General features: G+C 31.4%; 28 protein-coding genes. 11 read left to right on the forward strand and 17 right to left on the reverse strand.

All coding sequences use genetic code 11. From position 1 onward, the window contains the following. Window positions 1–27 precede the first annotated feature (27 nt). Complete coding sequence (locus ACFSSE_RS16405; RefSeq protein ID WP_379046219.1) at window positions 28–2442, reverse strand: alpha/beta hydrolase family protein; 2415 nt, start codon at window positions 2440–2442, stop codon at window positions 28–30. 139 nt (window positions 2443–2581) lie between these two features. Next, a complete protein-coding gene (locus tag ACFSSE_RS16410; protein WP_379046222.1) occupies window positions 2582–3034 on the reverse strand; it encodes a DUF1569 domain-containing protein in 453 nt (150 codons plus the stop codon). A gap of 149 nt (window positions 3035–3183) precedes the next feature. On the opposite strand from ACFSSE_RS16410, the gene ACFSSE_RS16415 reads away from it, so the two are divergent. After that, the gene (locus ACFSSE_RS16415) at window positions 3184–4431 is read left to right on the forward strand and encodes a sensor histidine kinase (protein ID WP_379046225.1); all 1248 of its coding nucleotides are present in this window, start codon (window positions 3184–3186) and stop codon (window positions 4429–4431) included. 73 nt (window positions 4432–4504) lie between these two features. Here ACFSSE_RS16415 and ACFSSE_RS16420 read toward each other — a convergent pair whose 3' ends face one another. Continuing rightward, entirely contained in the window at window positions 4505–4636 is a 132-nt protein-coding gene (locus tag ACFSSE_RS16420) for a hypothetical protein (RefSeq protein ID WP_379046423.1), read from the reverse strand. Window positions 4637–4718: 82 nt separating this feature from the next. On the opposite strand from ACFSSE_RS16420, the gene ACFSSE_RS16425 reads away from it, so the two are divergent. From ACFSSE_RS16425 to ACFSSE_RS16435, 3 genes are read left to right on the forward strand one after another with little or no spacing between them, the layout of a single operon-like run. After that, the gene (locus ACFSSE_RS16425) at window positions 4719–5162 is read left to right on the forward strand and encodes a DUF6932 family protein (protein WP_379046228.1); all 444 of its coding nucleotides are present in this window, start codon (window positions 4719–4721) and stop codon (window positions 5160–5162) included. After that, entirely contained in the window at window positions 5159–5686 is a 528-nt protein-coding gene (locus tag ACFSSE_RS16430) for a helix-turn-helix domain-containing protein (protein WP_379046231.1), read from the forward strand. The genes ACFSSE_RS16425 and ACFSSE_RS16430 overlap by 4 nt, the downstream gene beginning before the upstream one ends. A 1-nt stretch (window position 5687) precedes the next feature. Beyond that, the gene (locus ACFSSE_RS16435) at window positions 5688–7337 is read left to right on the forward strand and encodes a KGGVGR-motif variant AAA ATPase (RefSeq protein WP_379046234.1); all 1650 of its coding nucleotides are present in this window, start codon (window positions 5688–5690) and stop codon (window positions 7335–7337) included. Between the two features lie 81 nt (window positions 7338–7418). Here the strand turns inward: ACFSSE_RS16435 and clpB are convergent, their stop codons facing one another. The 5 genes from clpB to pyrE all read right to left on the reverse strand — a co-directional run bounded on the left by clpB (window position 7419) and on the right by pyrE (window position 12195). Next, entirely contained in the window at window positions 7419–10013 is a 2595-nt protein-coding gene (gene clpB, locus ACFSSE_RS16440; RefSeq protein WP_379046238.1) for an ATP-dependent chaperone ClpB, read from the reverse strand. A 151-nt stretch (window positions 10014–10164) separates the two neighbouring features. Continuing rightward, window positions 10165–10419 (reverse strand): Txe/YoeB family addiction module toxin, encoded by a 255-nt coding sequence (locus ACFSSE_RS16445; protein WP_379046241.1) that lies wholly within the window; start codon window positions 10417–10419, stop codon window positions 10165–10167. Continuing rightward, the gene (locus ACFSSE_RS16450) at window positions 10416–10667 is read right to left on the reverse strand and encodes a type II toxin-antitoxin system Phd/YefM family antitoxin (RefSeq protein ID WP_379046244.1); all 252 of its coding nucleotides are present in this window, start codon (window positions 10665–10667) and stop codon (window positions 10416–10418) included. Before ACFSSE_RS16450 ends, ACFSSE_RS16445 begins: the two co-directional genes overlap by 4 nt. Window positions 10668–11150: 483 nt before the next feature. After that, window positions 11151–11546: an SRPBCC family protein gene (locus tag ACFSSE_RS16455; RefSeq protein ID WP_379046247.1), complete on the reverse strand. Its 396-nt coding sequence runs from the start codon at window positions 11544–11546 to the stop codon at window positions 11151–11153. A 7-nt stretch (window positions 11547–11553) separates the two neighbouring features. Next, on the reverse strand, window positions 11554–12195 hold the full coding sequence (gene pyrE / locus ACFSSE_RS16460) for an orotate phosphoribosyltransferase (RefSeq protein ID WP_379046250.1): 642 nt from the start codon (window positions 12193–12195) through the stop codon (window positions 11554–11556). 561 nt (window positions 12196–12756) lie between these two features. On the opposite strand from pyrE, the gene ACFSSE_RS16465 reads away from it, so the two are divergent. Next, window positions 12757–13362, forward strand: coding sequence for an NUDIX hydrolase (locus tag ACFSSE_RS16465; RefSeq protein WP_379046253.1), 606 nt, complete (start codon window positions 12757–12759; stop codon window positions 13360–13362). 13 nt (window positions 13363–13375) lie between these two features. On the opposite strand, the gene ACFSSE_RS16470 is transcribed toward ACFSSE_RS16465, so the two are convergent. The 3 genes from ACFSSE_RS16470 to ACFSSE_RS16480 form a co-directional block, all read right to left on the reverse strand. Further along, window positions 13376–14221 carry a transglutaminase-like domain-containing protein gene (locus tag ACFSSE_RS16470; protein ID WP_379046256.1) on the reverse strand — a complete coding sequence of 282 codons (846 nt, stop codon included), beginning with the start codon at window positions 14219–14221 and terminating at the stop codon, window positions 13376–13378. A 130-nt stretch (window positions 14222–14351) separates the two neighbouring features. Further along, window positions 14352–15521, reverse strand: coding sequence for a glycosyltransferase family 2 protein (locus tag ACFSSE_RS16475; protein WP_379046259.1), 1170 nt, complete (start codon window positions 15519–15521; stop codon window positions 14352–14354). Continuing rightward, window positions 15521–16432 carry a glycosyltransferase family 2 protein gene (locus ACFSSE_RS16480; RefSeq protein ID WP_379046262.1) on the reverse strand — a complete coding sequence of 304 codons (912 nt, stop codon included), beginning with the start codon at window positions 16430–16432 and terminating at the stop codon, window positions 15521–15523. Before ACFSSE_RS16480 ends, ACFSSE_RS16475 begins: the two co-directional genes overlap by 1 nt. 62 nt (window positions 16433–16494) lie before the next feature. On the opposite strand from ACFSSE_RS16480, the gene ACFSSE_RS16485 reads away from it, so the two are divergent. Genes ACFSSE_RS16485 through ACFSSE_RS16500 form a run of 4 tightly spaced genes read left to right on the forward strand, consistent with a single transcriptional unit; the run spans window position 16495 to window position 19025 of the window. Continuing rightward, window positions 16495–17004 carry a hypothetical protein gene (locus tag ACFSSE_RS16485; RefSeq protein WP_379046265.1) on the forward strand — a complete coding sequence of 170 codons (510 nt, stop codon included), beginning with the start codon at window positions 16495–16497 and terminating at the stop codon, window positions 17002–17004. A gap of 7 nt (window positions 17005–17011) precedes the next feature. Next, the gene (locus ACFSSE_RS16490) at window positions 17012–18139 is read left to right on the forward strand and encodes a PP2C family protein-serine/threonine phosphatase (RefSeq protein ID WP_379046268.1); all 1128 of its coding nucleotides are present in this window, start codon (window positions 17012–17014) and stop codon (window positions 18137–18139) included. Continuing rightward, window positions 18139–18477, forward strand: coding sequence for an STAS domain-containing protein (locus ACFSSE_RS16495; RefSeq protein ID WP_379046271.1), 339 nt, complete (start codon window positions 18139–18141; stop codon window positions 18475–18477). Before ACFSSE_RS16490 ends, ACFSSE_RS16495 begins: the two co-directional genes overlap by 1 nt. Beyond that, window positions 18477–19025 (forward strand): hypothetical protein, encoded by a 549-nt coding sequence (locus ACFSSE_RS16500; RefSeq protein WP_379046274.1) that lies wholly within the window; start codon window positions 18477–18479, stop codon window positions 19023–19025. Before ACFSSE_RS16495 ends, ACFSSE_RS16500 begins: the two co-directional genes overlap by 1 nt. 51 nt (window positions 19026–19076) lie before the next feature. Here ACFSSE_RS16500 and ACFSSE_RS16505 read toward each other — a convergent pair whose 3' ends face one another. The 6 genes from ACFSSE_RS16505 to ACFSSE_RS16530 are packed head-to-tail and all read right to left on the reverse strand — an operon-like array spanning window position 19077 to window position 23780. Continuing rightward, on the reverse strand, window positions 19077–19373 hold the full coding sequence (locus ACFSSE_RS16505) for a DUF3817 domain-containing protein (RefSeq protein ID WP_379046276.1): 297 nt from the start codon (window positions 19371–19373) through the stop codon (window positions 19077–19079). A 12-nt stretch (window positions 19374–19385) separates the two neighbouring features. Continuing rightward, window positions 19386–20552, reverse strand: coding sequence for a THUMP-like domain-containing protein (locus tag ACFSSE_RS16510; protein WP_379046278.1), 1167 nt, complete (start codon window positions 20550–20552; stop codon window positions 19386–19388). Then, complete coding sequence (locus tag ACFSSE_RS16515; protein ID WP_379046281.1) at window positions 20545–21804, reverse strand: aspartate kinase; 1260 nt, start codon at window positions 21802–21804, stop codon at window positions 20545–20547. The genes ACFSSE_RS16510 and ACFSSE_RS16515 overlap by 8 nt, the downstream gene beginning before the upstream one ends. Window positions 21805–21806: 2 nt before the next feature. Beyond that, on the reverse strand, window positions 21807–22616 hold the full coding sequence (locus tag ACFSSE_RS16520) for an RsiV family protein (RefSeq protein ID WP_379046284.1): 810 nt from the start codon (window positions 22614–22616) through the stop codon (window positions 21807–21809). 3 nt (window positions 22617–22619) lie between these two features. Continuing rightward, window positions 22620–23084, reverse strand: a complete 465-nt coding sequence (locus ACFSSE_RS16525) for a GNAT family N-acetyltransferase (protein ID WP_379046287.1) — start codon at window positions 23082–23084, stop codon at window positions 22620–22622. Continuing rightward, a complete protein-coding gene (locus tag ACFSSE_RS16530; protein WP_379046290.1) occupies window positions 23085–23780 on the reverse strand; it encodes a YggS family pyridoxal phosphate-dependent enzyme in 696 nt (231 codons plus the stop codon). 114 nt (window positions 23781–23894) lie between these two features. Here ACFSSE_RS16530 and ACFSSE_RS16535 point away from each other — a divergent pair, with 114 nt between their 5' ends. Beyond that, complete coding sequence (locus tag ACFSSE_RS16535; protein WP_379046292.1) at window positions 23895–24293, forward strand: DUF4296 domain-containing protein; 399 nt, start codon at window positions 23895–23897, stop codon at window positions 24291–24293. Next, entirely contained in the window at window positions 24274–26643 is a 2370-nt protein-coding gene (locus ACFSSE_RS16540) for an endonuclease MutS2 (protein ID WP_379046294.1), read from the forward strand. The genes ACFSSE_RS16535 and ACFSSE_RS16540 overlap by 20 nt, the downstream gene beginning before the upstream one ends. The last annotated feature ends 12 nt before the right edge of the window (window positions 26644–26655 follow it).

Genomic DNA, 26655 nt, shown 5'->3' on the forward strand with positions numbered 1-26655 from the left:
CTGGGCATTTTTCTATTTGAAAGTATTTTACTTTTTATTTTTTACATAGGTTTCTAACCAAGCATCTTGCTCATACAACATGTGCAAAATGTTTTCTTTAGCTCTGTAGCTATGCGCTTCGTAAGGTAAAAAAACAAATTTAACAGTACCGCCAGCACCTTTTATTGCTGCAAATAAACGTTCAGAGTTTATAGGATAAGTACCTGGGTTATCATCACTATCTCCGTGGATTAATAAAAGTGGGGTCTTCATTTTATCAGCATAACTAAACGGACTCATATCATAATACAACTTGGGTGCTTCCCAATAAGTACGCTCTTCGTTTTGAAACCCAAATGGTGTTAATGTACGGTTATAGGCGCCACTACGGGCAATTCCTGCCGCAAAAAGTTTGGTATGTGCTAATAAATGTGCGGTCATAAATGCACCATAACTATGGCCACCAACTGCCATTCTATTTTTATCGCCAACACCTAAATCAGCTAATTTATTGATGGCAGCTTCTGCATTTAACTTTAACTGATCAACAAAAGTATCATTTGGTTTTTTACCATCAGCAGCAACAATTGGCATTTCGGCATTATCTAAAACTGCATAACCACGTGTTACCCAATAAATAGGAGAGGCCCAGCTAATGGTTGTAAATCTGTTTTCGCTACCTCGTACTTGTGCAGCATCTGCCGCTGAATTAAATTCGCGTGGGTAAGCCCAAATTAAAGTTGGTAATGTACCGTCTTTCTCTTTATTGTAGTTTTTTGGAAGGTATAATGTGCCCGTTAAATCAATCCCATCGGCTCTTTTATAGCTTATTTTTTCTTTAGAAATACCATCTAAAGCAGTGTAAGGATTGGTGAAATTGGTGATTGGTAGATCTGCGATACGCAAAACTAAATTTTTGATAAAGTAGTTTGGTACTTCTTTTTGAGATTCTTTTCTTGTAATTAATATCAGTTTTTCTGGGTCAATTACTTCACTTACAAACTCGTAAGAACCTTCTTGGCATCTCCAAATAATGTTATTTGTTTTACTCGCGATGTCAAATTTAGATAAAAATGGTAAATCTCCTTTTTCTGATGAGCCAACAGGGTTATTCATTAAAATTTTGGTGCCATTGTCTGTTAAACAAATAACTTCTTTACCAAATTTATTTTTAATGGTTACCGGGCTACCAAGGCTTCCATAAGCATCTGTTTGGTTACGACTGTATAATTCTTCAATGGTATTGTTAGAAGGATTAAAAAGATTTACTTGAGTGGTTTGTTTGCTGCGTAAACCTTCTGAAACTAAAGCAACATTTTGGGTTCCCCATTGTATGCCTCTGTATCTTGTTTTAGTTTTAAATATCTCTTTTTCAGAACCAGTAAATGGTGCACTTAAAGCATAAACAGCATCATGGAAAGGAACATCTTTTTTAATTAAGCCACCATCAAGTGGTTTTGCCCAAATTATTGTAGCGGCTTCATCATCCCGCCAATCAAATCCTCTTGGTACATCTTGAATATTATCATAACCAGAAGGAGTTCCTTCTCTTGACGGTAACTGAGCCAATGTTTTGATTACTTTTCCATTTAAATCTGTAATGTTAACGGTTGTTGGAAACCCACCTGCCGAAACTAAATAGGAGAATGGTTTTTTAATTGTGCTTATTAATAAAAACTTTTTATCTGGTGATAAACTTACACCGCTGTAAATAGAAGGAGTGCCAACTGTGGTTTCTACACCAGCAGTGTTTTTAACTAACTGAGAAGTAGCGTAAAACTCAAATAAACTTTCATCGTAAGGGGATTTAATTAAATCTTGGTAAGTAGCACTTGGTGCAACTTTGCCTAAATTAACTTGTACGGTGGGGCCTTTAGGTTTTAAAGGTTTTGGTGGAGCCAACTGGGCAGCTTTTGTTGCAGTGCGGTACATTAAAGTATTATCATTTAACCATAATACGCCAGTTCCTAAAACAACATTTAAGAAAGCTTTGTTTACTTTAGTTGCTTTTTTTGTATTAATATCAATTATGTATAAATCAACTCCTTTTTGTGTAGTGTTGGTGAAAGCTATTTTAGTTTCAGAAGGATTCCAGTATGTTACACCAGCATTTAAAGGTTGTGGTAAGCCAGTAATAGCGAAACTTGCTTTTGTTTTGATGTTTTGTAAACTAAAATTGTTTACAAAAGTTTGCCTGCTAGGTGAGTAATTGTTAGGATTTATCCTTAACCCTGCAACTCTGTATTCCGGCATTGCCAATTCTTCAACAGATACGTAAGAGTTTCTTTCGCTAAATAAAATCCATTCGGCTTTACTGTCAATACGTACAGAAGGGGTTGGTTTTGCCAACAATAAATCAGCAATTACTTGTGGTGGGTTTTGATAACTAACATCGTCTTGAGCTATTGCTGAAAAAGACAATCCGCCAAGTAAAAAAAAGTGGAGTAAAGTTTTTTTGTACATAAGGTTTTATTTAAATTTACTTAAACAAATATGCATTAATTTATAACGCTTTAACCTTAGTAACGTGATATTTACAAGTTGTGATGAATGTATAAATTATGATACTTATAAATGATGCGCTATCAGAAAATTGTTTTTTTTAAACTCCAAATTGTTTTAGGCGATGATCTAAATGTTTAGCAAACATATTGTTCCATTCTGTTTTATTTAGCTTACCAAAAGAAAGAGATTCTTTTCCATCAAAATATGCCTCACCTAATTCCTGAGTTTTATTTATATATGCTATCAGTCTGTTCTTTTCACTGTCAAAAACTTTCTCATCAGCAATTATAAATGCAGGGGCTGTTCTTGAATTTTTTTGATATGGCACTTCATTGGTTACAATTTTCTTAACAAAAGATTTTAAAATAAAGCGCATTAAAAAATTAGGTTTTTGGTGTTTATCATCGTAAACCATTTCAAAAGTTACATTACAATGTGCAAGCATTTGCGCAACATTCATTTTACCCCATAATGGTTGGCCAGAATGGTTAAGAGAATTTAATCTTGCTATAAATTCTTGAGTGTAGTTTAGAGTATAAGTACTTTTCATTGTGTTAATTTATAGAAGGCTAAATTATATATTTTAACGCATTAGTTTCTATTTAAGATATTAACTTACCATCAGTTTAATTTTTAATTTTAGATAAGTTAAATAAAGATTTTTCTTAGAAAATGACAATATTGCACAAAAAAATTAACATGTTTACTATTTACCTAAAAGAGGATTTAATCAAGGATTCTCTTACTTGTGGCAATTGTACGGTTTCTCCTATAAATCAAACAGCCGAGTCTAATAATATTGGATTTCAAGTTCAAAGTTTTTTTTCAAATTTATTTAACACTAATGATTGGCCTGCTCGCTGGAATTGCGGCACTTGGTCTGATTTTCATGGTTGGCTGTATATAATTTCTGATTTAACCATTTGGGCAGCTTATTTTGCTATACCGATTTTGCTTTTAGTTATCATAAAAAAAAGGAAAGATATTCCGTTTTTGAATATATTTTGGTTGTTTATTGCTTTTATTCTTTTATGTGGATTAACTCATTTTATTGATGCCATTATATTTTGGTGGCCAGCATACCGCCTAAGTGCTTTACTCCGGTTTTTCACTGCGTTGGTATCTGTAATTACAGTATTTAGTTTATTTAAACTTTTACCCATTATTTTTAAGCTGAGAACCCAAGAAGAACTAGAGTTTGAAATAATAGAACGGAAAAAGGCGGAGGAGGAAACACGCATTTTAATGATGAGACAAGAAGCCACTAATAATTTAATGAATAGAAAAGATGAGTTTATGAGTATTGCTAGTCATGAGCTAAAAACGCCAATAACAACATTAAAATCATCTTTACAGCTTTTACAACGTATGGTTTCAACCAATAAAGAACTAGAACCTACAAAAATGTTGGTAGATAAAGCTGCTAGACAAACAAAGAAACTAACTGGTATTATAAATGATTTATTAGATGTAACGAAAATACAAGCCGGAAAAATTATATTAAACAACGCTGAATTTGATCTTAGTTTGTTAATTAATGAATGTGCAGAAGAATGTGAAATAGAAAATAAAGAATGTAATGTACATGTAAGAGCTAATTCTGATTTGGTGGTTTATGGTGACAGAAGTAGGATAGATCAGGTTTTGTGTAATTTAATTACAAATGCAATAAAATATTCTCCAAACTCTAATAAAGTAAATGTTATAGCTGAAAAAATAGATAACGGAAAAGTGAAAGTTTCGGTAATAGATCAAGGTATTGGTATTCCTAAAAATCATTTAGATGATGTTTTTGACCGATTTTTTAGGGTAGAAAATTCTTCTCAAAATTTTGCAGGCATAGGTTTGGGATTATATATTTCCTCAGAAATTATTAAACGCCATAATGGCGAAATAGGTGTGGAGAGTGAATTGGGTAAAGGTTCAACTTTTTGGTTTAGTATTTAAAAAAGGCTGTAAAATAATAAGTCGTCTTCAATTATGTCGAAGACGGCTTATTTTAACTTATTAATTACAAGTATTATCCTTCATTCATAAAAACAAAGTTTTTATCAAAAACATCTAATTTTATTTTGCTATCTCTGTCCACAGTTCCTGCCAAAATTTGCTTAGATAATTCATTTAAATTTTTTTTTTCAATTTCGGTTATCATATAAATGTAATTACACAACAAAAACGTTGTGTAATGTCTTGTTGTTTATTTAAAATTGTTTTACTTTGTTTAAAATTCAGTTATGATACCAGATTTAGACGAAAATGGTAAGTTACCAGCTGGCGTATATACATGCGGACTCGATGAAGTTGAGAATCGATTTGTATATAACCAAACTAGAAAAACCATTTTTGAAGGTTTGTTAAAGTTGATTGTGGTACTTAGGTCTGTTTCTTGTGGTGCAATATATTTAGATGGGAGTTTTGTTACCTCTAAAAATAGACCTGGAGATGTTGACGTATGTTGGCAAGAAGCAACGGGTACAAATTATGATTATGAGTACAAGAATGCTCCAATTTTAAATCCAACTATTACTAATCGAAAGTATCATAAAGACGTTTTTAAAGCGGATGTTTTTCCTGCTGACATTACTGAGTTTCAATCGAAAAAGTATTTTTTAGATTTTTTTCAAGAGGATAAAGATACAGGTCACAAGAAAGGTATATTAAAAATATATTTATTATGATAAAGAATAATAGTCAATATAATAGAATAAAAAGCAAAATTGATGAACTTACTCAAGCTAAAGAAGCATTTCTAGAAGAAAATAAAGATCATGAATCTGCTAAGTTTCAAATAGGTGTTAATTCTTTTGATGCAATTCTTTCTGATTTAGTTAAGGAGAAGGAAGATTATGAAAGTCTATCGGGCGGAGGATTTCATATTATACAACCAAAATCCTTAGAAAGTCTCCCTGTAGCAATTATTCAAACAAGAATTGCATTGGGTTATACACAAAAAACTTTTGCTGAGTTAATGGGACTTAAGGAACAGCAAGTTCAACGATATGAGTCGGAAGATTATCAAGGTGTTTCTTTTGATAGATTATTAGATTTTTCTGAGGCTTTAGGATTGAAGTTTTTTTTCGAAAAAACAATTATATCAATAGATAAGGAATCTGTTTTTTCTTTTGGTGATGAAATCACAGAGGAGGCTGTTGAACAAGAAGTTTTAAAAGTGAAAAATAGAGGGTCATTATTAATTTCATAATATGAAAACGATAACATTTTACTCTTATAAAGGTGGAGTTGGTAGGTCGCTTGCTTTAAGTAACATAGCTCGTAGATTATCAGAATTGAATAAAAAGGTTTGTATTATCGATTTTGATTTAGATGCGCCAGGTTTGCAGTTTAAGTTTAATAACGATTATATACTTCCAGAATTTAAACAAGGTATAGTAGATTATGTTTATGATTATAGTGTTAATGGTGCCATAGCTAATAGTATCTTGCCCTATAAATATAAGCTTCATCCATATAATCGTACTTTTGCTAGCATTGACTTAATTCCGGCTGGGAATATTTATGATAATGAGTATTGGAAAAAGCTTTCTATGATTTCTTGGTCTGATATGTTTTACGGGGAAGAATCTAATGGAATTCAATTCTTTTTAGATTTAAAGCATAAGATAGTGACAGAAATAAAGCCTGATTTTTTGTTAATTGATTCTAGAACTGGAATCACAGATATTTCTGGTATAACTTTACGACTCTTTGCTGATGAGGTTGTTATTCTTGCGGTAAATAATGAAGAGAATATCTTTGGCTCGAAAATGATCATTAAGAATTTACTGAGTAAAGACGCAGCCTTATTTGGTAAAGTTCCAAAACTTAATTTCGTACTCACACGTTTGCCATATACTGATAGTCAGGAAGATAAATCGAAGAAAGAACGTATTCTTTCGGAACTAACAACTTCTATTAAAACTGAAATAGGGCTAAATGATTTTGTGATTAATGTAATTCATACTGATAGAAGACTAGAAGAAAAAGAAAGACAATTAATCGGTTATTCCCTTGAAGAAAAAGGAGTATCTATTTCTAATGATTATTTAAAGCTATTCAAATTATTAACTTCAGATTTATTATCTGAAAAGGAATTGACCAAACTTGAAAATTCAAAAAAAGCGGAAGGTGAGTATGTGAAATCTACACAAGCTAATGACAGTCTAATTAAACTAAAGCACATTAAAAAGGCATTAGAATTGGAACCAGATAATGCTAATTACATACTTTCAAGTAGTTTGATAAATTATGCCTTAAAGAATTACGAGGAAGCCTTAAAACAGCAATTCTTATTATTAGAAATAGAAAATAAAAACGGTGAGTTCGGGGCAATGGTACGAAGTAATATAGCTGTAATGTATCTTGCATTAAATAATGTAGATGAGGCGTTAAAATATGTTGATGAGCAGATTAACTTAGAACCTGGTGCCATTTCGCTACATGCTTACAAGACCAAGAGCGTGATTCTTAGGCGAAAGGGGCGTCAGGATGATGCAAAAGCAATTTATGATTTAATTCTAGATGAGTTTAATTTAGCAGATGCAGATTTACTTAACAGTCGAGCTGACTATTTTCGTACGATAGCCGAATGGGATAATGCTTATGATGATATTTATAAAGCACTTGAAATTAACAATGAACATCCAGTTTACTGGTCAACATTATCTGAAATTAATGAGGCTCAAGGTAAAATGAGTGAATTTTATTTGAATTTGAGTATAGCACTATCTAAGGGATTAAAGCTCGAAAATTTAGAAACAGTAAAGGATATTTATATTAAATATCAAAACGATGAAAAAGTGGTAGACTTATTTTCCAAATACGGAATTGATTTTGAAATGATAAAAGATTTGTAAAATAAGCACTATAAAAAAGCAAGTCATCATTATTAGGTTTGACTCGCTTTTTTATAGGGTTGGTCTTAAGTTATGTCTGGTTTATCCTTCATTCATAAAAACAAAGTTTTTATCAAAAACATCTAATTTTATTTTGCTATCTCTGTCCACAGTTCCTGCCAAAATTTGTTTAGATAATTCATTTAAAATTCTTTTTTGCACCACTCTTTTTAAGGGGCGGGCACCAAACTGAGGGTCGTAGCCTAACTCTGCTAACCAATCTAAAGCTGCTGTTGAGGCTTCAATTGTTACCCCCATTTCTGCTAAAGATTTTTGCACACCTGCAAATTGCAATTCTACAATATCTCTAATTTCATCTCGGTTTAACGGAGTAAACATAATTACTTCATCAATTCGGTTTAAAAACTCCGGACGGATAGATTTTTTCAATAATTCAAAAACTTCATTTTTGGTTTTAGCAATTACTTCATCTCTATTCTCATCAACTAAAAGGCTAAAGTTTTCTTGTATCAAATGCGAACCTATATTAGATGTCATTATGATAATGGTGTTTTTAAAATTCACTACTCGCCCTTTATTATCGGTTAAACGACCGTCATCCAAAACTTGAAGTAAAATATTAAAAACATCTGGATGAGCTTTTTCAATCTCATCTAATAAAATTACTGAATATGGTTTTCTACGTACCGCTTCCGTTAATTGTCCACCTTCATCATAACCTACATAACCCGGAGGCGCACCAATTAACCTACTTACAGCATGTCTTTCTTGGTACTCGCTCATGTCAATACGTACCATGCTGTGCTCATCGTTAAATAAAAACTCGGCTAAAGCTTTTGCAAGTTCTGTTTTACCAACACCAGTTGTGCCTAAAAAAATAAAAGAGCCTAATGGTTTTTTTTGGTCGCTTAAGCCCGCTCTAGAACGTCTAATTGCATCAGATAAAGCTTCAATTGCTTCATGTTGCCCAGCAACACGTTTGTGAAGTTCGGCCTCTAAAGTCAATAATTTTTCGCGTTCGCTCGCTACTAATTTATTAACTGGAATACCTGTCCAACGGGCAACAACACCAGCAATATCTTCTGATGTTACTTCCTCTTTTAGCATTCTATGATCAGAATTTTTATTCTCTAATTCAGATTTAAGCTGCTCTACTTGTTCCTGAGTTTCTTTAATTCTTCCGTATCTAATTTCGGCAACTTTACCATAATCCCCAGCTCTTTCCGCTTGTTCTGCCTCTAGTTTTAAATCTTCAATAGATTCAATTTTGGTATTTAAAGCATCCACCAAATCTTTTTCGCCTTGCCATTTGGCTCTTAATTCATCACGTTCTGATGTTAAGTTGGCTATTTCTTGCGATAAATCGCCTACTTTACGCTCATCTTTTTCGCGTTTAATAGCTTCACGCTCAATCTCCAATTGCATAATTTTTCTATCCAACTCGTCAACTACTTCTGGCACCGAATCCATTTCCATGCGAAGCTTAGATGCTGCTTCATCCATTAAATCGATGGCCTTATCGGGTAAAAAACGATCAGAAATGTAACGTTGAGAAAGCTCTACAGCAGCAATAATAGCTTCGTCTTTTATGCGTACTTTATGGTGAGTTTCGTAACGTTCTTTTAAACCACGTAAAATAGAGATGGCATCTGCGGTATCAGGTTCTTCAACCATCACTTTCTGAAACCTGCGCTCTAAAGCCTTGTCTTTTTCTAAATATTTTTGATATTCATTTAAGGTGGTGGCACCAATTGCTCTTAATTCACCCCTTGCTAAAGCTGGTTTTAAAATGTTTGCAGCATCCATAGCACCTTCTCCGCCACCTGCACCAACTAAAGTGTGTATCTCATCTATAAATAAGATAAGTTCTCCGTCGCTATCTCCAACTTCTTTTACAACCGCCTTTAAACGCTCTTCAAACTCGCCTTTGTATTTTGCACCAGCAATTAAAGCACCCATATCTAAAGAGTAAACAATTTTTGATTTAAGGTTTTCTGGTACATCGCCTTTAATAATTCTGAAAGCAATTCCTTCTGCAATGGCAGTTTTACCAACGCCCGGTTCACCAATTAAAATAGGATTGTTTTTTGTTCTTCTAGATAAAATTTGAATTACCCTTCTTATTTCTTCATCCCTACCAATTACGGGGTCAAGTTTGCCAGATTCGGCATAGTCATTCAGATTTCTGGCATATTTATTTAAAGCGTTGTAAGTAGCTTCTGCATTTTGGTCGGTCACTTTTGAGTTTCCACGCAAATCTGCAATAGCCTTCTTTAAATCTTTTTCAATAACGCCTTGGTCTTTAAGCAAAGCCGATGTTTTATCATTAGCTGCTAAAATCCCTAAAAGAATATGTTCTACAGATACAAATTCATCTTTAAATTCTTTTAAATAAGATTGTGCTTTTTGTAACGTTGAATTTCCAGCATTTGATAAATAAACATTATTACCGCTTACTTTTGGATAGCTATTAATTTGTTCATCTAAAGATTGATTTAAACGATTAATGTTTACATTTAATTTCTTTAAAATATAACCAACTACATTTTCATCAACAGATAATAATGCTTTTAAAATATGAGCATTTTCTATGGCTTGTTGTTGAAATCCTGTGGTGATTTCAGAAGCTTTTTGTACTGCTTCTTGTGCTTTAATAGTGAAATTGTTAAAGTTCATAGTTTTGTTCCTCTATTCAGAGTTAACAAATATAAAACCAAAGACAGGTTTACTTACTAAAAGTGATTAATGTCATAAATACTTGAAAGACAACGACAATATGTCTGTATTTTTTAAATTTTACTGCTAAAATTTCCGAATTACAATTCGGTTAATAATAATACCTACAAGCTATAATCAACAGTATATTATCCTCAAAAGAATAAACTAATCTATGTTCACCATCTATTCTTCTCGACCAATAACCTTGCAAGTCATGTTTCAAAGGTTCGGGATTTCCAATTCCTTTAAAAGGATCTCTCCAAGTGTGTTTTATTAACTCGTTAATTCTTTTTAGTTTTTGCTTATCGGTTGTCTGCCAGAAAATATAATCTTCCCAAGCAGTTTTGGTCCAAATTATTTTCACTCTTCAATAATTTGCTTCTCTAGTGTTTGGGCATCTTTTGCTTCTTTTAAGGATTGAATTAAAATATCCCTGTTTTTTCCGGAAAGCAAATAGCTAGTTTCTTTTAAAGAATTGTATTCATCTAAAGGGATAAGAACTAAATCTTTATTGTCTTTTCTTTTAATAATGAGTTCTTCAACATCATTAACTACTAAGTCCATCCATTTTTTTAGATTTAGTCTGAGATCAGTATAATTAACTACTTTCATAATTTTAATTTTCACGAAGTTAATAATTAGGTACGTTATTAAGTACTTAATATGAATTTAATTTCTTAAGAATTATAGTTGACTTAATTGAACATAGCAATAAGCAGAAATGGAATATCGTACAATTTCTAAACCTATCAATACATAAAACCAAATATTTTGAAAGCTAGCCGTAGAAACCAAATTTATAAACCCCATAAAAAAGGCTATATAACTGAAAAAATCGAAACTGAAATAGAGGAAAATAATTCTAAATGGAATTAGGATAAAACTCCATAACAATCCGTCTTTCGGGGATTTTAAAAATGATATTCCAGTGAATAAGAATAGTGAAAGGACTATTAATTCCCAAATAGCACCCACTTTTTGAGCTGCAGAAAAAGGTAATGAGAAAGTAGCAAGGAGGAAGTTGAATTTTGATTGAATGAGGATTAAGAAAGTTAGAATATCAGCTATTCCAAAAAATCTTAATCCCCATTTCATTTATGCTAATGCTTTAGCTAAAGCAGTGGTTTGGTGGTCAACTAATTTTTGTAAAGGTCCACTAGCTAACATTTTCATCATCATGTTTAATTCTGCAGAAACAATTAGTTTTGCAGTAGTTCCAGCACCATCTGCTGCAACAAGCCATTTCATTTCTAAAGCAAAAGGAGCTTCTTCAGAGGGTGTTATTAAGATTTCAGCATTTTCAATTCTGGCATTTACTTTCAAAGCCAATTTCGCCATGTTTTGAATGGTAAATTTTGCTTCGTCTGTTGTACTGCTCCAATTGTAAATATTTTCTGGCATTAATTGCTGGTGATTGTTTAAATCACTTAAAAAACCGTAAACTTTATCTAATGGCTGTGCAATGCTAATAATACTTTCAAATTTTGTCATAGCTTAATTATTTACCCCAAGTAGATGGATTTTTTCTCCAATCACTCAATAAATCAATATCGTTGTTTTGTATAAAATGATGCTCTGAAGCGTAATCAATTAAGGCACTGTAGTTTGATAATGTTGAAAATCTGCATTTAGCTTCAGCAAAATTTTCTGTTGCTATATCAAAACCGTAAGAGAAAATAGCTACTAAACCAGCAACCTCATAACCAGCCTCTCGTAAAGCATTTATTGCTTGTATGCTACTTTTTCCGGTCGAAATTAAATCTTCAACTACAACAACACGTTGCCCAGGATTAATTTCACCTTCTATTAAGCTTTGTGTGCCATGTTCTTTAGCTTTAGCTCTTACATATATAAAAGGTAAACCTAATTCTTGAGCTACCAAAGCACCTTGTGGTATCCCTGCAGTTGCAACACCTGCCACCACACTAACAGATCCGTATTCTTCTTGTATCAGTTCAGAAAGTTTTTGTCTGATATAAGTTCTTATTGATGGATGAGAGAGGGTTATCCTATTATCGCAATAGATAGGAGATTTCCAACCGGAAGCCCAAGTAAAAGGAGTATTTGGCTGCAATTTAATTGCTTTAATTTGCAACAAAAACTCTGCAACTTTCTGTTCAATCTCACTTTTGTTGTACATAACGCAAAATAAAATAATGTTGAATAATTAGCTAAACATCAAATTAATTGAAAAAATAATTTTGATGCAGAAATATAGGGGTTAAGTAAATTATTATTCCCTTCTTTCTTGGCGCAAAGAAACAAATTTATTAAAGTTGAAACAACCTTTATTTTCCCACATTCTGTAAATCAATTATTTAAACTATAATTAAAAATGAAAAGCGTTTCCAATAAATAATAAGCTAAAATAATTTTAATTATGAAAGCTATTTTTTACTTTAAATTAAGCGGTTAATGGAAATTGGTTAAGATTTTTGAAAATAAAATAGAAGAAAATAAAAATATCTACATAAGATACCTTTAAAATTTTACCGCAATTTTTACACTTGTTATTTGAATAAATTCTTTCAATATTTTAGATATAGATTTGCTTCTTTATAAAGTAATCACTTTATTTACTATGCGTTAATTAAACAAATTTAAGTTTAAAAGAAATTGATTAATAACGCTGTTTATCAGTAAACTAACATTCGTTTTGGTTTTTTATTGATAAAAAATGCAAAACTAAAAAAGGAAGAAATTGACAAATAATAAAAATTTCAACATTTATATTAATGAAAAATCTTTAATTATTACAGATGCAATTCCTGCGGATGCAAATAATTATCAGTTAATAGATGCTAATGGGTTTGAGTTTGATAGATTTTATAATGCTTTGGCTCAAAATCCAATCTCTTTATTTTATATCACTACAGATGACGCAAAATCTGTTTTTAAGCTCATTAAAAAAAATATTAGAATTATAGAAGCAGCTGGTGGGTTAGTGAAAAATGAGAAGGGAAAGTATCTTTTTATAAAACGTTTAGGAAAGTGGGATTTACCAAAAGGTAAACTAGAGCTTAATGAAAAGAAAAAAGATGCTGCTGTAAGAGAAGTAGAGGAAGAGTGTGGTATAAAAATTAAAAAACTTGGAAATAAATTACTTAAAACCTACCACGTTTATGAAATAAAAGGTAAAATGGTTTTAAAAATTTCTCATTGGTATGCAATGGAAGCCAAGGCAAATCAAAAATTAATACCACAAACAGAAGAAGGTATTACAGAAGTTAAATGGTTTGCAAAAAATGATTTTAATATCATTAGATCAAATACTTACGCTAATATTTTAGATGTGGTGAATTTTTAGAACTCCTTTTTATTTATAAGTAAGAAATAGCTTTTCTGCTTAAATTGTCTGGGATAAATGGAATAAATTCATCCTCTGCCAACTGGCAATTTACACTGCTAAACATAAAATTAACCTCCCCAAAAATATTAGCAACAGCGGCATCTGCGGCATCTCTGCCATGTGCAATTTTAACTAAACCATTTAGAGGTACTAACCTTGTAGCATCAAAAAGCAACCATTTACCATTAATGTAGGCTTCAAAACAAGCATGAAAATCTTGTGGGAATAATTGGTAGGCATACCCAGTAAAATATCTTGCGGGTATAGTTAATGCCCTACAGAGTGCAATTCCTAAATGCGCAAAATCTCGGCAAACTCCCGCTTGTTCTGTAACAGTATCATAAGCAGATGTTTGTGAATTAGTAGATCCACTAAGGTATTCTACGTTTTTATAAATCCATTGTGTTAAAGCCGTTACTTTTTCAAAATTATCAGTTTTTTTTCCAAACTTATTGTTAGCTAAGCGGTATAATTTATCCGATTGGCAATACCTGCTTGGATGCATGTATTTAAGTAATTCGGGACTTATTTTAGATAAATTTAAATCTGCCACTTTTTTGATATCCATCAACTCAAAATTATTATCAACCAAAGCATTATAGTTAATCTCTAAATCTTGGCCAGCAACAATTTTAAGGTTGGTTAACCTATTTCTTGAAGAAAGTTCTTTATAATCTTTAATTTTTATATCTGTAGAAGTGGTAAAAAATTCTTTGATTACCTTTTGCTTGCTATCCTTTAGCGCTTTAATATTTAAAATGATACAGCCATTAGAATAGGTATAATACTTTAACTGTGCACTAATTTCAAATTTCATAAATACAGATTAATGTTTGTTTGAGCAGACGATTACAAAACGTAAGCCAAATATTTTGTAAAGGTAGTTTTAGAAAACGATTCTTTTTAAATATCTAATTTAGCTACTTTACGGTAATTGTTATAGTAAACTACTTACGTTTAGATTTTTCCCAAGCGGCAGATTGTTTGCCCTTAAAATATCTGAAAGTACCTAATATGGTAGCATAATTCATCATACAGAAATAAAAAGGGATAAAAAGTATTTTAATTTTTATTGATTTTGACTCTAAAATACTTCCTAAAATTGCTGCTAAATAAAATGCAGATTGAAGCAATAAAACTATTTGGTACAACACTAAATTAGGGTAGCTTAAATAAATTATAATATTTAGCAAAAACACAAATACCATTAACCAAGGTGTAATGGTCCATCTTAATACTCTATGGCTAATGTATTGGAAGGTAAGTATTGGATTGTGAAACGGATTTGCTGATTTTTTTAATCTAAAAATTGATTGTATTCCCCCTGCTGCAATTCTGATTTTGCGTTTTAGTTCTTCTTTTGTGTTTGCTGATGAAGTTTCTAAAGCATAGGCATTTGGCTCATAAGCAATAATGTAACCTTTCTCTGCAATTCGCATAGCTATCATGTGGTCATCAACAATGGTATCGCTTTCTATAGGTTGGTACAAGTTTGTTTTAATACTAAATAGTTCGCCTGCTGCGCCAACGTTAGAGTATAATTCGTAATCCCATTTTTTTAATGTTGATTCATATTTCCAATAAAAACCCTCTCCAGCTGCACTGGCATCTGCTTGTTGGGCTACATAAATTCTTTTTTCGCCAGCAACGGCACCAACTTTTGGGTTTTGGTAATGCTTAACCAATTCGTTAATTGCTGTTGGGTTTAAAAATGTATTGGCATCTGTAAAAACAATAACCTCACTTGTTATTAACGGGATTGCTCTTTTAATTGCGGCCATTTTACCAGCTCTTATGTTTTCATGTAGCAATTCAACTTGGCTATTTTTAGCGACAATTTCTGCAGTTTTATCAGACGAGCCATCGGTTATAAAAATGATTTTTAGTTTATCTTTTGGATAAGCTAATTCTAAACAGTTTTTTATCTTCTCTTCAATAATATCTTCTTCGTTAAAAGCAGCAATTAATAAAGAGACTGTTGGTAAATTAGCATTAAGGCTAAACTGATAAGGTTTTTTAAAAACTCTTTTCAGTTTTATAATAAAGTATAAAAATATACCATAACCAAAAAAGGTGTAAAATATAATAAATAGGCAAACCCAAAAAAGTACAATCATTATTTTATTTTAAAGCCTAAGTTTTTACTGTTTTTTTGATGTGTTAAATTCCAAACAATAGCTTTTACTACCCAAACTGCTAAAGCTGATTTTCCTTTTAATAGATTGCTTAAAATCAATTTAGGGCAAGCTATAAAAATATAATAGATGCTAAAAAATAAAGTGTTTAAAAAACTGGTGTTTTTTCTAATGAACAACATTCTGTTACGTGTTATAAAGTAGGTTTTTATAGCACTTTCTTTCCCTACAGAAATAGATTCTTTATGATAAATAAAAGTTTTGCCCGTAAAATTGATGGTTTTTCCAATTTTTTTAAACTTTTCGCACCAATCTAACTCTTCATAATATAAAAAATAATTTTCGTCCATTAAGCCTGCTTTTTCTAAATCTTCTTTTCTACACATCACAGCAGCGCCATGGCAAAAGCCAGTTTCATTGGTGATATGACCATACTGTCCAATATTTTTCTCGTATTGTCCAATTTGCGCATTTCTAGCTGTTAGATAGTTTAAAGGGGTGTATCCGGCGTATTGAATGATGCTTTTATCATCATAGTAAAGAATTAAAGGAGATAAAAGTCCTATATTTTTATCCTCTTCAAATTGCGCAACTAAGGTAGAAAGACAGTTGTTCGGAATCTCAGTATCGTTGTTTAACAAGAATATGTAATTACCTTTTGCAACATTTATCCCTAAATTATTACCTCCAGCGAAACCTAAATTCACTTTTGAACGAATAAAGGTAAGACTTGGGAAAATATTCTTGAATGTTGCTTCGTGATTTTCATCACTTGCATTGTCCACTAATATCAATTCAAAGTTAAAACTGTCATGTTTTTTTAAAGCGTTTAGCAGTTCTATTGTGGCTTGTGGCTGATTAAAGTTGACAGTAATAATTGATACTAAATCCATTAAAAATTATTAAGACCCCAAATTAATACAAATTGTTAAAACAAAATAATAAAATTGGTAAGATGGAAAATTCGCTAAGCTTAGAGAATGCTAAGGATACTAGTGTTGAAAATAAACTAAACGAGTTTATTAATATATTAAACAACAGCAATATCGATTCTCAAAACATCAAAACGATACAATCTAAGTTTAACAACGCAATAGACAATAAACTAAGTGAGGCTGAGCTTTTAAATGAGTTTGATAAAGTGGATGATGCATTATCAAGATTAGAAAAATTAGACAAGATTGAATTAATTTTAAAAAGTAATTTTATTGACACTAAAGTAGCTAAATCTGTAAAAGTTAAAAGATTTGTAGAAATGATTATTCCGGTTTGTATAGGTTTTGTGATGCTTACTTTAGGTTTTGCGATGATTATTTTACCTGCTCCACCTTATTTTGAAATGTTTACTATTTTCCATTTTACTACAAATGATGGTTTTACTTTAATGGATTTAATATCACTAATTATTGTTTTAACTGGCGTTTATATGATAATAAAGTCGTACTTTAAATTCGCAAACCAATAATATTTAAGTGGGAAAAAAAATCCTTTTAGTAGATGACGAATCTTTTCAGTTAAAGCTGATGCAAAGGTTGTTACAAAATAACGATTTTATTGTTCACATTGCTGAAACCGTAGATGAAGCGCTATATATTTTAGAAAACGACGGCTTCGATTTAATAATTTCTGATATTGAAATGCCTGAAAGAGATGGCTTTGATTTTAGGGAAGAGCTTCTTAAAGATGAAAAGCTGAGAAAAATACCATTCTTATTTCATACATCGCACAACAAAGAAGTATTAATAGAAAGAGGTTTAGCTTTAAAAGCAATAGATTATGTAGATAAGAATACCCCAGTTGAACAATTAGTTTCTAAAATAAAAAATATTTTAACCACTGTTGTTGAGCAAAAGGAAAAATCTATCAATGAATTAAAGCTAGTTGCCGATAGGTTAAACTTAAAAAGCGTTCCGGATAAATTATTAAAACTGAAAAATTTTGAAGTTAACGTATTTCATAAAAGTTACCAGAACCACCCCGGAGGAGATTTTATTGATTTTATTAAAATAGATGACAGATATACTTTTGTGGTTTTAGGTGATGTAATGGGTAAAAAATGGGGAGCTTGGTTTTTTTCTTTTACGTTTTTAAGTTACATAAGGTCTGCAATTAGGTTATGCGTTTTTGACGGCACTTTATCTGTATCGCAAATTATGCAAAAGATAAACCGTGTAATACATGTTGATGAATTTTTAGATGACATATACTCAACACTTAGCCTTGTTTTAATAGATAACCAAGAAAATTTTATCACCTATTCTGGAGCTAGTGATTTGCCAATTTTAAAATATGAAGCAGCAGCTAAAAAGATAACACAAATAAAATCTAAAGGCTTATTATTAGGCTTTTTTAAAGATGGAAATTTTAGCGAACAGCAAATTAATGTTGAGATAGAAGATAAATTATTTTTACTGTCAGACGGTGCTATTGATTTTGAATCAAAAGGGGTAAAGAAAACGGATATAGGATTATTTATAGAACAATTAGAACTTCACTTATCTCAAGATATATCCTTTACAGGTATTACAGAAAGTATTTTTAACGATCAAAAATATCAAGTTGATGATTGTAGCTTAATAGAAATTAAAAGAATAAAATAATGGATTACAAAAAAGAAATAATAAATGATATTGTTGTTGTAACGATAAATGTATCTGAAGCAAGCTTAAACCAATCAGACGTGTTTAAAAACTTTATTTATGAAGCCTCTACACTTACGCCACCAAAATTAGTGATAGATATGACTAAGATAGAATATATGGATAGTTCTTTTATTGGCGCATTGGTGGCGGGCCTAAAAAACGTACTATCTAAAGGTGGTGAAATGGCTTTAGTTAAAATTAATAGTGATGTAATGGCACTTTTTGAATTAACCAGACTTGATAAAGTTTTTAAAATATACGACAGTTTAGATGAAGCCCTAAACATTTTAAAATAATGGTTCAAAAGTCACAAATTTTAACTTTAGAAATTCCAGCACAAGTAAGTAGCTATAAAATTATTATAGAAACTTGCTGTAATTTTATAAGTGATTTTTCTCCTTTGGCCAATGATTTTAAGCGAGTTGCTAAGTTTAAATTAGTGATTATGGAGTTGTTAACCAATGCGATGAAGCATTGTAAAATAACTTCTTTTTTAGAATTACATTATACTAATAACGAATTAACGATTAGAAAAAGAGATGGAGGTTCGAGATTTACCTTTAAAGATTTTGATACCGATGAGCATTATCATTTTCCGTTAGTAAACTTTAAAGAACCTACTACCATACAAGCACTTTTAGGTAATAATTACCAGTTGGGGGTTACCTTAAAAAGCGAGCATTTGGTAGAGTTTTTAGAACCACCAGAAATTGATTACCTAAATATTAGTGAAATACCAGAAAATTTTGGTTTAATGATTATAAAACAATGTTCAGACGAGTTTCATTATTACTACAACCCAGATAAAGAGGAAAATGTGTTTGAAGTTTTGTTGAAGTTTTAAGCAAAAAAAATCAACCTATTCAACCTTTTATAAATTCCCTATCCAATCTGTTTAATCTATTTTAGCTAAAACTTTTTTATCTACATAAAAAGTCCCGAAAGGGATAAAACTAGCCAAAGAAACTAGCAAAATCATTTTAACGCCCCAACTTAACTTAATAGCAAAAAACAGGGTGTAAATTATATACAAAACAAATAAACCACCATGTGCTGCCCCTACAATTTTCACAACAATAGGATAATCAAAATAATATTTTAACGGCATTGCTATAAATAGTAAAATTAATAAGCTTAAACCTTCTAATAGGCATGTTAACCTAAATTGCCCAATTGCTGTTTTTAAATTCATGTTTTGTTTTTTTTATGTTTTTTCTGCTAATATTACTATTTTTTGTTCTTTGTAATTGGTGGTAAAAAACAAGAAATTATTCCCACCATCTTTTAGTTTAAATTTTTTTTTAAGCTCATCAGGTTTAAGAATAAAATTACGGCAAACCACATTTACTTGTTTTGGCACTTGTTTACCGTTAAAATTGTCAAACAAAAATTTGTTAATCACTTTAAATGACTTACCGGGGAAATCAACCAATTCATCTGAGGTATATAAATGACTGTGCTGGTGAATTTTACTGACTTCGTATTTTGTTGTCAACAATTTAAATAATCCAGCTTTTAAAATTGCGACATCTGGCTCGTACAAGTAATTTAACAAAGGTTTTGCTGTTGGGTTAGCTGTTTTTTCTTCGCTAAATTTAAAAGGTATAATCTGTTGATGATCTTTGTTTAAAAGAACGCAAAAAATAGTAGGCTCTTCGGTTTTATTGTCTTCTAAAATAAATAGTAGTTCTTTACATTCATTTTTCACGCTTACTACATGTACCTCGCTAACATTTTTTAAATCTTTTAAAGCTGCTTGTACGTCTAGCATTGGCGCAGCCTTTATAATTACTTTAGTTGCATTTTTTAAATAAATATTTTGGTCTTCAACAACATTAGGTTCACAATCTTTTAATAAAAAAACTCTCCCTGTTTCTGCTCTTCTAGATGGGTCAACATAAATGGTGTCGTATTTGGTTTTCTGATATAAAACTGCTTTGCTATCGCCAACATTAAAACTGATGTTTTTGATGCCTAATTTTTCGAAATTGTGTTTTACAATTTCAGACAATTCTAAATTTAGTTCACAGTAAGTTACAGCAGAAGCTTTGTGAGCAAAATAATAATCATCAACCCCAAAACCGCCAGTTAAATCTAATAAAGGCCCATTATTTATTAATTGAGCTTTATAAGCAGCAGTAATTTCTGATGATGATTGCTCTAAATTTAATTTTGGAGGAAAAATAATGCTTTTAGTTTTGTACCAAGTAGGTAATTTTTTCTCAGTTTTATTTTTCCCTTCTATTTGCGTGGCAATTTCTTGTATAGTGATGCCTTCAAAAGGCGAACCTTTTAAAATGAGTTTATGTAAATCTGTTTTTAAGTTTTTTTGGATAAAATCCTGAACTTTCTCGTCGCTAAATTTATTCATCCTTTAAAATAAACTGAGCAGTATTACGGTTTCTTTGTTCTAAATAAATTTCGCCAGAAATATGTTTTTTAATGGTTTGCTCATTAGCATGTCTAATGGTAATGAGTTTTAAACCAGTATTATACCTTATGTCAAATTCTTCTGTCAACAGGTTTATCAATAGCTTAAATTTATCATCTTGGTGATCATAACTAGCAGAAAAATTTAAAGCAGAGATCTGTAAAATATTCACTTTTATATAAACATCGGCGAAAGCTTTGAAAATATTTTGTAAATGTTTTTCAGTAATAAAAGATAAATCTTTGGTGTTTAAAGTGAGCAATAACTGATTTTTCTTTACAATAATAATAGGAGTGGAGCCGCTCATTTGCACTTCTTTTATCACTGTTCCGCTTTCTTTTGGGGCTAAAAATGGCTTTACAAATAAAGGAATTTGCTTGTTTTGTAAAGGCTTTATAGTTTTTGGGTGAATAACAGTTGCACCGTAATAAGTCATTTCTATAGCTTCTGTGTAAGAAAGCTCTTCAAATTTTATACAATCTTCAAACAGTTTTGGGTCGGCATTTAAAACTCCAGGTACATCTTTCCAAATGGTTACGCTTTGGGCATTTAAACAATTGGCAAAAATAGCGGCACTAAAGTCAGAACCTTCACGCCCTAATGTAGTGGTGAAGTTTTCTGAAGTATTACCAATAAAACCTTGTGTAATTGCAAAGCCTTTTTCTAGTATTTGCGGAATATTTTTTTGGATAAGTTGAGTTGTTTTATCCCAATCTATTTTAGCTTCTCGGTAAATATTATCTGTTTGAATGTAAGAACGAGCATCCAACCACTGCGTTTTTAAATTAATACTGTTTAAATAATGACCAACAATTTTGCTTGAGATAATTTCGCCCATGGAAACCATTTGGTCGTAAATGAAATCAAAACCATCTACAGGTTCGTCTTCTAAAATCCATTCAATTTCTACAAAAGCATTGTTTATATCATCATAAACAGCTTGGTTTTTATCTCCAAATAATTGGTGTATGATATTGAAATGATAGCTTTTTATCTCTTCAAAAACAGCATCAATATCATCAGTTTTATCAAAATAACCTTTAGCAAGTTTTTCTAAAGCATTGGTTGTTTTGCCCATTGCAGAAACTACAATCAGCAAATTTTTATCATTTTGTAGCTTTAAAATCTCTCCTAAATTTTGTATTTCTTCTGCATCTTTAACAGATGCGCCTCCAAATTTAAATACCTGCATTTTTAATTTGTATATTTTGAAATGATGCTGTTTGGTTTAATTAAATCTTTAATTGCCGAGTATGGAATTAATAATTCTGTGGTTCCTTCGGCGTAAGATTTAATCTCGTAAGGGTTGTATAAAAACTTTAAACCTTCATTAGTAATCAGAAAGTTTTGGTTTAAAGCAAATTTTTGGTTTTCAAAAAAATATCTTTCTAAAGGCTCAGTTTCTGTTAAACCTTCATCTTTCCTAAATATTTTTTCTGCAATTGCAGTTAGTTTATTGTTATAATCTGCAATCAATAAATCATCTAATTTTATTTCTTGTTGTAGTTTTTTATCCCAATTAAGGTATAAAATAGTAGCTAAACCATGTGCACCGGCAGTATAAGCATAGGTTGTATAAATAAAATTTATTTGTTGGCTATCTTGTTTAAAAACCGTAAAATCTTGATCCCAAGCGTAACCAGCAGCAGATTCTGGAAATTCTTTTCTGTAATCTTCAAATTCTTTCAAAAAATTAATTGCAGCAGTCTCTAAATTTAAACTTGGTTTTTCTGCCATCGGTTGTGAAGCAAGGCGTTTCTTAATCCAAAGATTTAAAGAAATTTCATTATCGTTAAATTTAGGGTATGATGCTTTAACATAAGCAATTTTTAAGCTATCTGGTTTGTCTTTTAAATCGGCAGGTACTTTTTCAAAATCAATAATTTCATAAAATAAACTATCGTTATTTTGTGTGCTATTAGCAGATCCCTTATCGGTATTCTTATTGGTGTTTTGGCAGGCTGTAAAGCTGATAGAAAATAATAAAATAAAAAAATACTTCATTTTTTAAGCTTGAATTTGTTTTTCGGATAATGCAACGTTTAACCAACCGTCTTCAAAAGAAGCTTCATATTTATTGTAAAAGTTAATAGCAGGTTGGTTCCAATCTAAAACTTGCCAAACCATGCCTTTGTAATTATTGGTTTTTGCTTCTTCAATGGTTCTTTCAAAAAGTAATTTACCAATGCCTTGGCCACGCATTTTTTCGGTTACTATAAAATCTTCTAAATATAAACGGCAACCTTTCCAGGTAGAATACCTAATATAATATAAAGCAAAACCTTCAATGTTGCCATCGCAAACAGCAACAAAAGCTTTCCATACGGGTTTATCACCAAAACCGGCTGCAATAAAATCAGCTAAAGAAACGGTAACTTCTTCGGGTGCTTTTTCATATAAAGCTAATTCATGTATTAACTCTAACATTCGCTCGCAGTCTTCTTGCACTGCAAATCTTATAGAAATACCCATTTAATTTTCTTCGTTTTTTAAATGAGGGATAACCCTTTTTCCAAAAATATCGCTTCCAATGCGTACCAAAGTTGCACCTTGCTCAATAGCACTTTTATAATCGGCACTCATACCCATAGAAAGTTCTTTAAAACTATCTTCTTTTCTAAAATAACTAAGCTTAATGCCATCAAAGAGGGTTTTTAACTCGTAAAACTCTTCTTTAATTTGTTTCGGATTCTCAACATTAGAAGCTATACCCATTAAACCAACAATCCTTACGTTTTGCAACTCGGTAAACTCCTGAGCTTCTAAAAGCTCAATGGCTTCATCAAAGCCCAAACCAAATTTTGTTTCTTCATCAGCAATATAAATTTGAAGCAAACAGTCAATTACGCGGTTGTGCTTTATAGCTTGTTTATTAATTTCAACCAATAGTTTCAAGCTATCCACACCATGAATTAAACTGATAAAAGGTGCTATATATTTTACTTTATTACTTTGTAAATGCCCTACTAAATGCCACTCAATATCTTTTGGTAAATGCTCATGTTTTTCTACCATTTCTTGTACTTGGTTTTCACCAAATATTCTTTGTCCGGCTGCATAAGCTTCCAAAATATCTTCATTAGGTTTGGTTTTAGAAACCGCCACTAATTTCACATCTGCAACTTCAATTTCGTTTTTTAATGATTTTATATTGTCTGTAATGCTCATTTATGCGTAATTTTATCCTTTTATTTGTCAAAAATACAAATGCTTGTCTTATAATTAGAATCTTAAGTTCATATTAAAGACATAAAAATTATTTAACATCGTTTAAAAAATATCATGAAGAATGTAGTAATCATTTTTGTTCTTGCTTTAGGCATTTTATCCTGTAATCAAAATGAGTTACCTAAAAATGTGATGGATGAACAAAAACTGGTTAAAGTGTTAGTAGATATGGAAATTACAGACTCTTATTTAAACCATGTTTACCAACCAGATACCCAAAAAATGCAAGCGCATACCAGATATAATTATATTTTTAAAAAGCATAAAATAGATTCTGCAAAGTTTACAAATAGCTTAAAATATTACAGTTTAGACCCGAAAAATATGCATGCTATTTACACACTTGTTGAAGATAGCATTACCAAATGGGAAATAGCCTTAAAGCCTAAGCCAAAAAGAGTTAAAAAAGTAAAGAAAGTTAAAAACGTTAAGGATGATTTACCCGTACAATAGTTTACAAAAATTAGGGTTTGATGATATTAAGAACCTAATAAAAAGTTTTTGTATTAGTGAGATGGGCCGGGGAATGGTGGATAAAATCCAATTCATGAGCCAATATGATCAAATAAATAAATTTTTAAGGCAAACAGCAGAGTTTAAAAATATTATTGAAAATGACCAGCCTTTACCCATTCAGAGCTTTTTTGATATTAAAAAATTAGCCGAAAAAGCTAAGATTGAAGGCACTTTTTTAAGTGACGAAGAGGTTTTTCAAATTTATAGTTCTTTACAAACTGTTTTTGCTGTAATTAAGTATTTTGAAGATAGAAACGGTTTATACCCAAACTTGGAGGCTTTATTTGAGCATTTGCCTATAGAAAAAAATATATTAAGACACATTGAAGCTGTAATTGATGTTAAAGGTAAAATGAAACCAAATGCATCAAGGTTATTGGCAGAAATTACCACAGCCATTGCCAAGGCAGAACAGGAAGCCTTAAAAAAGATTGACCAAATTTATAAGAACGCACAAAACAATAATTGGGTGGCAGATGGCAGTTTAACCATGCGAGATGGAAGAATTTGCATCCCTATTTTAGCAGAAAACAAACGTAAACTGAAAGGATTTGTTCACGATGAATCTGCATCTGGCCAAACGGTTTATATAGAACCAGAAGAAGTTTTTGCTTTAAATAATAAGATTAGGGATTTAGAGTTCGAGAAACGTAGGGAAATCATCAGGATTTTAACGGAATTAACCAATCAGTTAAGACCTTATGTGCCAATTTTATTTTCTTACCACGGCTTTTTAACCAAGCTTGATTTTGTGAGGGCCAAAGCTTTATTTGCTATAAAAATTGATGCAAATATGCCTCTTTTAGTAAATGAAACTAGGCTGAAACTCATTAATGCTAAACACCCACTTTTATTGTTGAACCATAAAGAAAGTGGTAAACCTGTAGTGCCTTTAAACGTTCATTTAGACCCAACTGTAAGAATTTTATTGGTATCAGGCCCAAACGCTGGGGGTAAATCTGTGGCCATGAAAACGGTAGGTTTATTACAGATAATGGTACAAGCAGGTTTGTTAATTCCTGCTGATGCTGAGTCGGAAATTGGAGTTTTTAAACAGCTTTTTGCAGATATAGGCGACGATCAATCTATTGAGAGTGATTTAAGTACGTATAGCGCACATCTATCTAAAATGAAGTATTTTACAGAGCATAGTTCTGCTAAAACTTTAATCTTAATTGATGAATTTGGTACAGGTACCGATCCGCTTTTTGGTGGCCCAATTGCCGAAGCGGTGTTGGAGCAATTGAATCAAAAAAAATCTTTCGGGATGATTACCACGCATTACTCAAACCTTAAATTATTTGCCAATAGTGCCCCAGGTTTAGAAAACGCTTCCATGGTTTTTGATAACATAAATTTACAACCCATGTACATGTTAGAAATGGGAAAACCAGGTAGTTCTTATGCTTTTGAAATTGCGCAAAAAATAGGTTTATCAAAACATTTGATAGATTTAGCAAAAAGTAAGATTAGCGTACAGCAAAGAAAAATTGATACCCTTTTGGTAGATTTAGAGCGGGACAAAAAAGAGGTGTTTGATAGCAAAATTGCTTTGGATAAACAACAAAGCAAATACAAATCTTTATTAGAAGAAAACGAAAAACTTAAAGCTTATTACGAAGAAAATAAGCGAAATCTGATACGTGAAGCTAAGTTAGAAGCACAACAAATTATTAAAAACGCTAATAAGTTAGTTGAAAACACCATCTCGGAAATTAAAGAAGCTAACGCTGATAAAGCAACCACCCAAACTTTAAGAGCTAATTTAAATACCGAGCTTAAAAAGAATGAAACCAAGCCTTTGCCTCCAACAAAACAACAACAAAAAGAGAGCGAAGAAATTGAAGTTGGCGATTGGGTTAAAATGCCCGATAGCGAAAACTTAGCTCAGGTTTTAGAGATTGCAAAAGACAATTTGATAGTTGCTTTTGGCGAATTACGATCTGTGATTAAGAAAAAGCGTGTTATTAAAGTTTCTAACAAAAGTGTACCAAAAGCAGTTAAAAATTTTGGAACATCTACTTATTCGGAATCTGCCATGAGCTTTTCACCAGAAATTGATTTGAGAGGTAAACGAGGGGAAGATGCTGTGGCAGAACTGGAAAGATATTTTGATAGAGCAGTAATGTTTGGTTTTTCATCTTTTAAAGTGATACATGGTAAAGGCGATGGCATTTTACGCAAACTGATTCGCAACTATTTAAAAAACTATCCTCAAGTTGATAAATTGGAAGACGAACATGTAGATAGAGGAGGAGATGGAATTACCTATGTATATTTGAGATAAAACTATTTTAAG

This window comes from Pedobacter alpinus (assembly GCF_042684645.1).
Taxonomy (GTDB): Bacteria; Bacteroidota; Bacteroidia; order Sphingobacteriales; family Sphingobacteriaceae; genus Pseudopedobacter; species Pseudopedobacter alpinus.